Annotated in this window: 10 protein-coding genes; 3 read left to right on the forward strand and 7 right to left on the reverse strand. The window is 62.5% G+C overall.

From position 1 onward, the window contains the following. Positions 1-8 precede the first annotated feature (8 nt). The 5 genes from recN to I2G20_RS00715 all read right to left on the reverse strand — a co-directional run bounded on the left by recN (position 9) and on the right by I2G20_RS00715 (position 6,187). Entirely contained in the window at positions 9-1,682 is a 1,674-nt protein-coding gene (gene recN / locus I2G20_RS00695) for a DNA repair protein RecN (protein WP_196258178.1), read from the reverse strand. Positions 1,683-1,782: 100 nt separating this feature from the next. Next, the gene (locus I2G20_RS00700) at positions 1,783-2,601 is read right to left on the reverse strand and encodes an outer membrane protein assembly factor BamD (protein ID WP_196257761.1); all 819 of its coding nucleotides are present in this window, start codon (positions 2,599-2,601) and stop codon (positions 1,783-1,785) included. A gap of 122 nt (positions 2,602-2,723) precedes the next feature. After that, complete coding sequence (gene lpxC / locus I2G20_RS00705) at positions 2,724-3,680, reverse strand: UDP-3-O-acyl-N-acetylglucosamine deacetylase (RefSeq protein WP_196257762.1); 957 nt, start codon at positions 3,678-3,680, stop codon at positions 2,724-2,726. 108 nt (positions 3,681-3,788) lie between these two features. Further along, the gene (gene ftsZ, locus I2G20_RS00710) at positions 3,789-5,450 is read right to left on the reverse strand and encodes a cell division protein FtsZ (protein WP_196257763.1); all 1,662 of its coding nucleotides are present in this window, start codon (positions 5,448-5,450) and stop codon (positions 3,789-3,791) included. Between the two features lie 260 nt (positions 5,451-5,710). After that, entirely contained in the window at positions 5,711-6,187 is a 477-nt protein-coding gene (locus I2G20_RS00715; RefSeq protein ID WP_196257764.1) for a RidA family protein, read from the reverse strand. 126 nt (positions 6,188-6,313) lie between these two features. Between I2G20_RS00715 and I2G20_RS00720 the strand changes: the two genes are divergently transcribed. After that, entirely contained in the window at positions 6,314-7,255 is a 942-nt protein-coding gene (locus I2G20_RS00720) for a helix-turn-helix transcriptional regulator (RefSeq protein ID WP_343070284.1), read from the forward strand. 13 nt (positions 7,256-7,268) lie between these two features. Here I2G20_RS00720 and I2G20_RS00725 read toward each other — a convergent pair whose 3' ends face one another. Both I2G20_RS00725 and I2G20_RS00730 read right to left on the reverse strand, forming a co-directional pair. Continuing rightward, positions 7,269-8,147 (reverse strand): NAD(P)-dependent oxidoreductase, encoded by an 879-nt coding sequence (locus tag I2G20_RS00725; protein ID WP_196257766.1) that lies wholly within the window; start codon positions 8,145-8,147, stop codon positions 7,269-7,271. Further along, on the reverse strand, positions 8,144-8,911 hold the full coding sequence (locus I2G20_RS00730) for an SDR family NAD(P)-dependent oxidoreductase (RefSeq protein ID WP_196257767.1): 768 nt from the start codon (positions 8,909-8,911) through the stop codon (positions 8,144-8,146). Before I2G20_RS00730 ends, I2G20_RS00725 begins: the two co-directional genes overlap by 4 nt. A gap of 109 nt (positions 8,912-9,020) precedes the next feature. Here I2G20_RS00730 and I2G20_RS00735 point away from each other — a divergent pair, with 109 nt between their 5' ends. Both I2G20_RS00735 and I2G20_RS00740 read left to right on the forward strand, forming a co-directional pair. Beyond that, positions 9,021-9,914 carry a LysR substrate-binding domain-containing protein gene (locus I2G20_RS00735; RefSeq protein WP_196257768.1) on the forward strand — a complete coding sequence of 298 codons (894 nt, stop codon included), beginning with the start codon at positions 9,021-9,023 and terminating at the stop codon, positions 9,912-9,914. 73 nt (positions 9,915-9,987) lie between these two features. Then, entirely contained in the window at positions 9,988-11,394 is a 1,407-nt protein-coding gene (locus I2G20_RS00740) for a cytochrome P450 (RefSeq protein ID WP_196257769.1), read from the forward strand. Positions 11,395-11,419 lie beyond the last annotated feature (25 nt).

Genomic DNA, 11,419 nt, shown 5'->3' on the forward strand with positions numbered 1-11,419 from the left:
AACAGCCTCTACCCGGCGACTTCACTCATCAGGCGCTTGGCCGCCGCGCGCGCCTCCTCGGTAATCCGCGCACCAGCCAGCATGCGGGCAACTTCCTCGCTCCGTGCGAAATCGTCAAGCGGGCGAACATGCGTACGCATGAATGCCCCCTCCTCGACCGCCTGCTTTTCGATGAGCAGGTGTGTGGCCGCCCGCGCTGCCACCTGTGGAGCATGGGTCACCGTCAGCACCTGGACGACCCGCGCCAAACGCGCCAGTCGCTTGCCGATGGCGTCCGCCACCGCCCCGCCCACGCCGGTATCGATTTCGTCGAACACCAGCACGGGCACCGAGCCCTTGTCGGCTAGTACCACCTTGAGGGCCAAGAGGAAGCGCGAAAGCTCGCCCCCCGAAGCCACCTTCATCATCGGTCCCGCCGTCGTGCCGGGATTGGTCTGTACATGGAACGCGATCTGGTCGAACCCGCTCGAGGCAACCCGCAACTCATCGACCTGCTGATCAACGATAAAACGCGCCGCTCCCAGCTTGAGATCGGGCAACTCGGCCTCTACCGCCTTGCCCAGCGCCTTGGCCGCTCGGGCGCGCACGGCGCTCAAAGCCCGCGCGGCCTCGATATAGGCTGCATGGGTCGCGGCCCGTTCCGCCTCAAGCTTGGCGAGCAGTTCGCCCCCCGATTCCAGCGCTTCGATTTCCGCCGCGTACCGCGCCAGCACGTCGGGCAACTCGTCGCATTCGACCTGATGCTTGCGCGCCGCCGCCCGCAAGGCAAACAGCCGCTCTTCGACCTGCTCGAGTTCGCGCGGATCGAACGCCATTTCCCGGCGGATGGCATCGAGCGCCTCATTGGCGGTATCGAGCGCGACCAGCGCCGCATCGAGCGCCTCAGCCATTGGTGCGAACAGCGCCGCCTCACCCTCGGGCTTGCGCGTGATCCGCCGCAACAGCAGCGCCAGGGATGGCCCCGGCGCATTGTTCCCGTTCAGGATCTCCTCGGCATCGGCCACTTCGCCCGCCGCCTTTTCGAGCCCCATCAACCATTGCCGGCGTTCTGAAAGCGTCGTCTCTTCGCCCGGCTCGGGTTTGAGCGCCGTGAGTTCCTCGACGATATGCCGGGCATAATCTTCGTCCCGTGCCGCCTTCTCGACCCGCAAGCGCTGCGCATCCACCGCCTTCTCCGCCGCCGTCAGCATAGAGGAAGCCTCACCGACGGCCTTGAGTTCGGCGTCATACCCCCCGAACGAATCCAGCAACGCCCGGTGCGTTGCCGTATCGACCAGCGCACGGTCATCATGCTGCCCATGCACCTCGACCAGAAGCGCGCCGACCGATTTCAAAAGCCCTGCCGAAACAGGCTGATCGTTAATGAAGGCCCGCGTTCGTCCATCCGCGTGCTGCACGCGCCGCAATATGATTTCGGCATCGTCAGACACTTCGTTTTGACGCAAAAGAATCCGCGCGGGATGGTCCTCCGGCAAGTGTAGAACAGCAACCACCTGCCCGCTTTCCGCGCCTTCGCGCACGAGCGCCGCGTCTCCCCTGCCGCCCAGCGCAAGGGTCAGCGCATCGAGCAGGATGGACTTGCCCGCCCCGGTCTCGCCAGTCAGTACGGTCATGCCCCGCTCGAACGCAAGATCGAGCTGATCGATAAGAACGATGTTACGGACCGATAGCGCGCTCAGCATCGCCCACCCGGCTCCCATGCCCTCCGATTCCATCGCAGGAACAATACAGGAACATTTTTCCCGGTCAAGGCGCTAGGGCCTTAACACGGCGGCTTGTGAATCAAGCCCGGTTCGAGAGCCAGTTGCCGGCAAGCATCTGCGGGGAAACACCCTGCTGCTGGAGCAGGCGGAAGCCGCGATCGTACCATTCGCTGGTCGGGTAGTTGGTCCCGAGCACCGCACCGGCCGTCTGGGCCTCGGCGACCAGGCCAAGCTTGAGATAGCCTTCGATCAGGCGATAAAGCGCCTCTTCGACATGGGTCGATGTCTGGTGATTCTCAACCACTTCGCGGAAGCGGTTGATCGCGGCGGTATACTGGCCATTGCCGAGATAATAGCGCCCGACCGACATCTCCTTGCCCGCAAGCTGGTCGCGCGCCACCGCCATCATCGGACGCGCTTCGTCGGCGTAACGGCTCCTGGGATGGCTCGATATCAGAAGCTGGAACGTCTCGATGGCATCGCGCGCCGTTTCCTGGTCGCGCGTCGTATCGGTGAGCTGGTTGTAATAGGCGCTGCCCTTGAGGAAGAGGATATAGGGCGCCTCAGCCGAACTGGGGTAAACGGCAAGGAACCGGTCTGCGGCCAGAGCGGCCTGCGGGAATTTCCCGATCCGGAAATTGGCGAAAGTGAGCATCACCTTGGCGCGCTCGTCATAGGTGGAATAGGGATGCTGGCGCTCGAGTTTTTCGAGGTTTTCAATCGCAGAGTTATAGCGATTGTTCTCCATATGGTTGAGCGCAGTCGAGTAAAGATCTTCGGCGGGCACAATAGGCTCTTCCTCGACCCCCTTGGCAAAAAGGCCAAAAGGCGAGCAGGCCGCAACGACGGCGAGAAGCATAACGGCCGCGGCCAGCCGGATAGCCGTTCCTGGGGACATCACTCTGGAATTGCTTACTGCCAACTGTCCGATCCTCGCCGCTTTGGCCCAATAGGGCGTCCGTACTATCCGCCCACCCGCTACCGGGCAAATTGTTCAAAACTGTGACGGGTTATCGCCCTTCAGCCGATCGAACGCAAGTAGGGCTGAATTTCGAGCCTCTCGGGTACGTCCGACAAGGCATCCATTTCCAGCGGCAATACGTCCGCCTCGACATATTCGTAATTCTGCTCGCTGGCAAACAGTGACGTGAGCACCAAAGCGTTGAGCGCGTGACCACCTTTATAGGATTTGAAGCGCCCATAAATCGGGTACCCTGCCAGCGCCAGGTCCCCGATAGCATCGAGCAGCTTGTGGCGCACGAATTCATCGTGAAAGCGCAGCCCGTCCGGATTGGCAATCTTGTCCACATCGATGGCGATCGAGTTCTCGAGGCTCGAGCCAAGTGCATAACCAGCCTGCCTCAGGACCTTGGCCTGCGCGACGAATCCGAACGTGCGCGCACCTGCCACGTCCTCTTCGAACTTGCGCGGCGACCAGTCCAGGATCATCCGCTGGCGGCCGATCACCTTGCTGTTGAAATCGATTTCCACGTCGAAGCACCGCCCGTTATAGGGCTCGAGCATGGCAAAGGCGTCATTGTCGCGCACGGTGACCGTGCGGAGGATACGCAGGAATTTCTTGCGAGGAGGCTGCACCGAGACCCCTACGGACAGCAACGCGTCCACGAACGGGCGCGCACTTCCATCCAGTATCGGGCATTCCTCACCCTCGACGATGATTAGCGCGTTATCGATGCCGAGCCCGTTGAGCGCGGCGAGCACATGCTCGACCGTTGCCACATGGATGGAGTTGCCCAGATCGATCACCGTGCACAGCGAGGTTCGGCTGACGCGGGAAAAATCGATCCTCTGGGGTTCGCTAACGCTCCCGTCTTCGAAGCGGCGGGCTAGGCGGTAGCCGGTATCGATAGCACCGGGCTCGATCACAAGGCGTGAAGGCCTGCCATTGTGGACGCCGATACCGGAAAACTCGACCGGACGGGATAGCGTGCTTTGGCGCACGGCGTAATTCTTCATAAATGCTCCCGGCGGGATCGGCCAGTTGACGCCCCGCCTTACTAACGAAAAACGGTCCGGCGGAAAAGCCTCGCCGGACCGTTATCTACGATGAACAGAATTTTAGGCTTAACCGTGGCGTTTGAGGAACGCCGGGATTTCAAGCTGCTCCTTGGGCTGCGGCCGTACCGACGGGGAACGCCCGTGCGCATCGAGCTGCCCAGCCGCCCCTTCCGGGGCACGCGAGGGCGCGGGACGCGGCGCGGCCGCTTCGATCGCCGAACGCGCAGCGGCGTCATCGAAATCGGGCTGCACCCGCTGCTCAACGGCGGGTTCGGCCTCAGCACCCAGGTTGAGACCCACGTTGGAGGCCAGCCGGCGGAACAGCGCTCGCGCATTGCGCGGCTCTTCATTGCGCGGCTGCTCCATCTGCTGACGGGCGATCTGCGGCATATCTTCAGCGCGCGGCACGCGGCGCTGCAGCACGGGCCGCTCCGCACCCGAAGGCACGTACGGCTTGGGCGCGGGCATATCCTGCGCACGCGGCGCTTCTTCGACATGCTGCGGAGCCGGAGTCGCCGGCACGTAAGGCTCGATGGTCACCCCCGCATCTTCGTCCCGGTCGGCGGCGAAGGCCTGGGTATCCTGCTCGCTCTTGATTGCCTGCGCTACGGCAGCTTCGAACTGGTCGTCGCTCATATGGGCGGCAACGGCCGGTTTTGCAGCAACCTCGGGGCGCGGCTGAGCGGGCAGGTCCGCAGGGCGACGCGCCTGAAGGGGCGTACGATTCGCATTGGGTTTCACGGGATCGAGCGCCTGGACCATCAGCGCATCGGTGCCGGTGGCAACCACCGAAACGCGAATCTTGCCCTGCAGGCTGTCGTCGAAAGTTGCCCCGAGAATGATATTGGCGTCAGAGTCCACTTCTTCGCGGATGCGGGAAGCAGCCTCGTCCACCTCATAAAGCGTCATGTCCTTGCCGCCGGTAATCGAGATCAGGAGCCCTCGGGCACCCTGCATCGAAACGTCGTCGAGCAGCGGATTGGCGATAGCGGCCTCTGCGGCATGACGCGCACGGTCCTCGCCCTCGGCCTCGCCCGTCCCCATCATTGCCTTGCCCATGCCGCGCATCACGGCGCGCACGTCGGCAAAATCGAGGTTGATGAGACCTTCCTTGACCATCAGGTCGGTGATGCAGGCAACGCCTGAGAACAGAACCTCGTCAGCCATCGCGAACGCGTCGGCAAACGTGGTCTTCTCATTGGCGACCCTGAAAAGATTCTGATTCGGAATGACGATCAGCGTATCGACATGCCGATGCAGCTCGTCGATCCCCTCGTCCGCCAGCTTCATGCGGCGATTACCCTCGAACTGGAAGGGCTTGGTGACGACGCCGACGGTGAGGATTCCCTGCTCGCGCGCCGCACGCGCCACGACAGGCGCCGCACCCGTACCCGTGCCGCCGCCCATGCCCGCGGTGATGAACACCATGTGCGAACCTGAAAGGTGGTCGTTGAGCTCGTCGAAGCTTTCTTCTGCCGCCGCGCGCCCGACTTCCGGATGCGAACCCGCGCCCAATCCTTCGGTAACGCCCACACCGAGCTGGATCACCCGCTGCGCGCGAGAGAGCGCAAGCGCCTGGGCATCCGTGTTGGCCACAACGAACTCGACCCCCTCGAGCCCGCTGTTAATCATGTTGTTCACGGCGTTCCCGCCTGCACCACCGACGCCAAAGACGGTGATTCTCGGCTTAAGTTCTTGAATTCCCGGAATCTGGAGGTTGATAGTCATCTCTGGCCTCATAGTGGCTGTATGACCAAGATGTACCGCTCAAATCGTTAACCGGACCCTAACAATGCTGCCGATTCGGTTAACTTCTGGCTGCAAATTGCGAAAAGCCCGATGCGGCCGGTCACCTTTCGTTAAGCATAGCCGATTCGGAGCCTCCGCGTATTCCCCCCGCGGTGAAACGGTCGTGGCGGCTCCTGTGCCGCTCTGGCTCCCCAAAATGGGATAAGAGCGCGCGAACTTTTGCCCGCGCGCCCGACGGTTTACGTATCCTTGTCAAGAACGACCACGGCCTCGACCTCAAAGAGCATCGGGTCTATCGCCAGCTTGGGAACCGGAACCAGGGTTTGGGCCGGCAGCGTGTCGCCGAACATCCGGACGACAGCCGGCGTTAACACCTCAAGTTTTGACATGTCGTGATCGACGACGAAAACCGTCAACTTGGCGACCTGGTCGGGTGTTGCCCCGATCCCTTCGAGCGCCGCACCCAGATTGGCGTAGGCCTGTTCGACCTGTGCCGCGAAATCCGGCGACAGGCCTCCCGTGCTGTCCTGCCCGCCTTGTCCCGAAACATAGGCTATCCGTGCATTGGGCGGCACGATCACCGCCGCGCTGTAACCGTTGGGCGTCGGATCGTAGAGGTTCGGCGGATTGACGATGGTCAGCTTTTCGCTGGCTGAAGTCGCAGTGGTCATTGCAATGAGTGCTCCTATAATCACGTATGGGATGGCGCGTGGCATATTTCTCTCTCGGTCCGATGATGAGCGTCCGCGTGCAGCCATTTCGGCGTGCAGGCGCAGAGTAAGCGGCCATACCTGTCAATTTGTGTCAGGTTCGATTATGCTTTTTGGATGCGCGCAAGTCGGTTGCTATCCATCCTCACCACCCTTCAGGCGAAGGGACACGTCACCGCCCAGGCGCTCGCCGACGAGTGCGAGGTTTCCCTTCGCACGATCTATCGTGATGTCGATGCACTCAGCGCGGCAGGCATCCCCATCTACAGCGAGCGCGGGAGCAGCGGCGGCTATCGGCTGCTCGACGGTTACCGGGTTCGCCTAAACGGTCTGTCGTCCACAGAGGCCGAAGCCATGTTTCTTGCCGGACTCACCCGGCAGGCGGCCGATCTCGGGCTTGGCGCCGTCGCGGCCAGTGCGCGCAAGAAGCTCCTGGCCGCCCTTCCCGCGGAAATGCGCCCCGGCGCGATGCGCGCCCGCTTCCACCTCGACGCGTCGGCTTGGTTCACCGAGGGCGAAAGCCTGAGCCTCCTCCCGCTGATAGCCGATGCAGTGTGGAACGAGCGTCCCCTGCGGATGCGCTACCGGAGCAAGGCAGCCGAGAGGGAGCGAAAGGTCGAGCCTCTCGGAATCGTCCTCAAGGGCGGTGTCTGGTATCTGGTCGCCCGGGACGGAGGCGGAGCCCGCACCTACCGGATATCCCGCATCGGACAGTTGGACGTGCTCGATAAACGCTTCGAATATCCAGCCGACTTCGATCTCGAAGCCTATTGGGCCGGAAGTACCCGGCGCTATGAAGCTGGACTTCATCCCAATCGCGCCGAAATCCGGCTCTCGCCGCGTGGCATCGCGATGATGGACGCCTTCCTGCCGCCCTATGCCCGCGCCGGAGCAGAGATCTCCCCAACGGTCGATGCCGAGGGCTGGCGACAGGTCACGCTTTCAGTGGGCTCATATGAAAATGCAGCCCTCGACATCCTGCGCTTTGGCGCGGATGCCGAGGTACTGGGGCCGCCGGATTTCCGGGCCCAGATGGCGGAAATCACCGGCGCTTTGGCCAAGGTCTACGCTTGACCGGGACCGTCGCCTATCCGGCCTGGCGGACAGGCGCGCTGAAACTTTCCACCAGCCCGGCTATATCTTCGCCGCCACGCCCCTCGGCCACGCGGCGCGCCATGAGCGTATGCATATGCGCGAGTGACGACGCATCTATCCCCTGTGCCTTGCTGGCAGCCATGATGTTTTCAATGCCGACCAGTTGCATGGCGAGAGCGGAGCCGCTTTGCGCGCTATAGTCCCCGCTTTCGATCTGTGCGCCGATCTCGGGGAGCACCTCGACCATCGCCGCCAGCCAGGCAACGGACATCTCGGTAAACGCCTCGATGGCGATTCCGCCACTCCTCGCCATTGCAACGCCGTGCAGAAACCCGCCGAACAGGCCATACATCGCGCTGAGCAAGCCGAGATCACAGACGGAGGCCAGTCCAGGGTCCCGGCCAAGAAAGCGCGATTTCCCGAACGCCTCAAGCACAGGAGCGGCCCGGTCGAAGCCGGCCGTCGACCCCGAATAGAGGATGAATGCGTCCTGGCTGCCGATCATGGCGGGTACGGCCATGATTCCTCCGTCGACATAACGGCCGCCGCGTGCCGCTACCCAATCGGCCATCTCTCGCGCTTCCTCGGGCTTGCCGTTGGTGAGGTTGATGACGGTGCGGCCGTCGAGATACCCCGAAACCGGCTCCAGAACTGCACGGACCGCGCGGTAGTCGAGAAGGCAGACGACGACAAGCGCCGCTCTTGAAAGGGCCTCCGCCGCCGAACCTGCTATGTCGGCATCGAGCCCGGAAAAGGCCGCGGCTCTTTCCGGGCTGCGGTTCCAGAGCAGGGGTCGCCGCCTCGCGGCGATCAATACCCGCGCCAACGCAGATCCCATGTCTCCCAACCCTATGACTGCAACTCTGCTCATGCTTCAGTTCCCATTGGCGCGTCCATCTGCGAGATGCCGCCATCGACCGGCAATTCGACCCCGGTGGTGAATGTCGCATCGAAGGCCAGGAACAGCACCGCGCTAGCAACCTCGTCCGGCGTGCCATGGCGCTTCATCGGCGTCGCCGCATCGCCTATTGCGTGGATTTCCGCCCGCTCTTCAGGCGTCGCATCGGCAATCCCCAGCGTTGGCGTGTCGATGAATCCGGGCGCCACCATGTTGACGCGTATGTCGCGCGGGAGCAATTCTACCGCCATCGTCCTGGCGAAGGCCTTCACCGCCGCCTTCGTCCCGGCATAGACGGCAAGTCCGGGGCTCGCATTCCCGGGCGTCACGGTTGTAAAGACGAAACTCCCCCCATTGCGCACCAGCGGCGCAAGCCGCTGCGCGGCAAAGAAGATGCCTTTGGCGTTGGTGGCAAAATACCTGTCATACGTCGCTTCATTCACCGCCTCGAAGAGCTCGAAAATACCGATCCCGGCATTGGCGAAAACGAAATCGGCCGCTCCGAAGGTTTTGTTCACTGCTTCCGCCAGCGCCTCGATATCCGCCATGCGGGTAATATCGGCCGCCACCGCATGAGCCCGGCGTCCCAGCGTCTGGGCTGCCTTTGCCACGTTCTCGGGGTTACGACCGGTCACGATGACTTCGGCACCTCCGTCGACCAGCCGCCTCGCCACCGCTAGCCCCATGCCATGCGTGCCGCCCACGATCACACATTTCCTGCCTGCATACCCATCCATTGCGAAATCTCTCTTGTTTGGTTCAATGTGGGATAAGATGTTTATGTGAACGATGGTTGCCTAGAGGCTTGGATAGGGACTGAGCAACCACATATATGGACGATAACTCATGCTGAACCTCAACGACCTGTCCCTGTTCGTCCGCGTCGTGGATCATGGCGGTTTCGCCCCGGCCTCGCGGGCGCTGAGCATTCCCAAATCGACCTTGAGCAAAAGGATCGGCGAGCTTGAGCGCGCGATGAACGTCCGCTTGATCCAGCGCACGTCGCGTCATTTCGCTGTCACCGAGCTTGGAGCCGAGGTTCATCGTCATGCCACCGCCATGCTTATCGAAGCGGAGGCCGTCGAAAATACCATCATGGGCAGGTTGGCCGAGCCGAGCGGAACAGTGCGGATCACCGCCTCGGTTCCCGTGGTTCAGATGACGCTGGCGCCTATCATGCCCGAACTGGCCCACACCTATCCCCGCCTGCGCCTCGCGCTCCACACATCGGACCGCATGATCGATATCGTGAAGGAAGGCTTCGACATCGCAATCCGCTCCCATTTTTCACCGCTTCCCGACTCCGACCTCGTCCAGCACAGGCTTTCAGCGGATCCGGTCTGGCTCGTCGCGTCGCCCGGTTACCTCGAACGGTGCGGCACGCCTCTCTTCCCTGACGACCTTGCGGCCCATGACGGTCTGATTTCCGAGATCGACGGCGGCGGCTGGTCCCTCACGGGTCACGAAGGTATCGCAACCTCCGTGCGTCCGATCCCACGTTATTACGCTAACGAAAGCACCGCGCTTCTCGCCGCCGCGCAGTCAGGCCTCGGCATCGTTGCCCTTCCTGCCACGTTCTGCCAGGAACACATTGACGGCGGACACCTCGCGCGCGTCCTCCCTGAGTGGACGGCAGGAACCGTGACGACCACCCTCCTCGTGCCCCACAAACGGGGCCAGCTTCCCTCGGTTAGAACCGTCATCGATTTCATCGCCACCCATGTAAACGCCCGACGGTGACAGGGAACCAGATGCGCGCGACTGGGCTTCCCTCCATGAGCGGCAGCAACCCATCCGCCGGCAAGGAGCCCCGATGGACCAAACAAACCCTACGGCAAAAATCGTTTCCCGACATGCCGTTTCGCGTGCCAGCATTCCCGATACGCTCGCGATCCTGCGGGACGTTATCCTGCCGACGTTAGGGAAAGGGCCACTTGTCCGACGCAGAAAAATGGTGGGGTATTCCGAACGACACGGGCTCAACGACAAGGCGGTCCGGCGCATGCAAAAGCTGCGCCGCAAATACGGACCGGGCCCCTTGATCCTCCCCATTCCGTTCCGGCGGCAAGCGGTGGTGCTTTCGGCGGAGGATGCAACCGCCATCCTCGATGGCTCGCCCGAGCCGTTCGCGGCGGCAACTCTCGAAAAGCGCGCGGCACTTAGTCATTTTGAGCCGGACGTTGCCCTCGCCTCGCAAGGTGAAGACCGCGACAAGCGGCGACGCCTGAATGTCGATACGCTTGAGCCCCAGTGCCCGGTGCATCCAATGGCCTCCGGTTTTGCCGCCATTGTCGCCGAGGAAATGGAAGCGATTTCAAATAAGGCCCTCGCCAGCGGCACCCTCGATTGGGACACCTTCTTTTCCGGGTGGTACCGTATGGTCCGCCGGATTGTGCTTGGCCGCGAAGCGAGGGACGATGCAGAACTGACGGACCTTCTGGAAAAACTCCGCTATCGCGCCAATTACGCGTTTCTGCGACCCAAGGATCACAGCGGGCGCGATGCGCTCCTGAAGCGCCTAAGCCGTTATGTCGAACACGGCGACCCCGAAAGCCTGGCGGGACGCATGGCCCGGGCGTGTACCGATCCCGAGCAGAAACCACACCATCAACTGCCGCAATACCTCTTTGCCTTCGACCCTGGAGCGATGGCCAGTTTTCGCGCCCTTGCGCTGCTCTCGGCCCACCCGCACGTGGAGCGGGACGTACGTGCGGAACTCGCCCAAGCGGGACAAAGCTCCACTCCTCCGCTCGATTTGACTCGCGCCTGCTATCTGGAATCCCTGCGCCTGTGGCCGACAACGCCGGCAATTCTCCGGGAAACCACACAACCTGTGCAATGGGCAGAGGGACAGATCGATCGCGGCACCCACATCCTGATCTATGCTCCGTTTTTCCATCGTGACGACGAAACGTTTGAGCAGGCGCATGTTTTCGCCCCCGAGCTCTGGATAAACCGTGTCTCGCGCCCCGATCTCGCGCTGGTCCCCTTCAGCCATGGCCCCGTCATCTGCCCGGCGGCACAATTTGTGCCGATGATCGCATCCTTCGCGCTCCGCGAGCTCTTGAACAGGATGGTCATCGCCCTCCATGACGCCAGCCGTTTGCGGCCAGATCGCCTGCCGGGGACATTGGACAACTACACGCTGCGGTTTTCGGTCGCCGGACGGACAGATCCTGTGGAACCGTCCGGTAAAAACGGGATGCCCGACGTCTCGTAATTGGCCAGACGAGGAAAGCTCGTCG

The sequence above is a fragment of the Pelagibacterium limicola genome (assembly GCF_015694405.1).
Classification (GTDB): domain Bacteria; phylum Pseudomonadota; class Alphaproteobacteria; order Rhizobiales; family Devosiaceae; genus Pelagibacterium; species Pelagibacterium limicola.

Coding starts and splice junctions, on each gene's coding strand:
- ftsZ (WP_196257763.1), bottom strand. CDS start 5,450: ATGACTATCAACCTCCAGATTCCGGGAATTCAAGAACTTAAGCCGAGA.
- I2G20_RS00730 (WP_196257767.1), bottom strand. CDS start 8,911: ATGGATGGGTATGCAGGCAGGAAATGTGTGATCGTGGGCGGCACGCAT.
- lpxC (WP_196257762.1), bottom strand. CDS start 3,680: ATGAAGAATTACGCCGTGCGCCAAAGCACGCTATCCCGTCCGGTCGAG.
- I2G20_RS00725 (WP_196257766.1), bottom strand. CDS start 8,147: ATGAGCAGAGTTGCAGTCATAGGGTTGGGAGACATGGGATCTGCGTTG.
- recN (WP_196258178.1), bottom strand. CDS start 1,682: ATGCTGAGCGCGCTATCGGTCCGTAACATCGTTCTTATCGATCAGCTC.
- I2G20_RS00735 (WP_196257768.1), top strand. CDS start 9,021: ATGCTGAACCTCAACGACCTGTCCCTGTTCGTCCGCGTCGTGGATCAT.
- I2G20_RS00740 (WP_196257769.1), top strand. CDS start 9,988: ATGGACCAAACAAACCCTACGGCAAAAATCGTTTCCCGACATGCCGTT.
- I2G20_RS00715 (WP_196257764.1), bottom strand. CDS start 6,187: ATGCCACGCGCCATCCCATACGTGATTATAGGAGCACTCATTGCAATG.
- I2G20_RS00700 (WP_196257761.1), bottom strand. CDS start 2,601: ATGTCCCCAGGAACGGCTATCCGGCTGGCCGCGGCCGTTATGCTTCTC.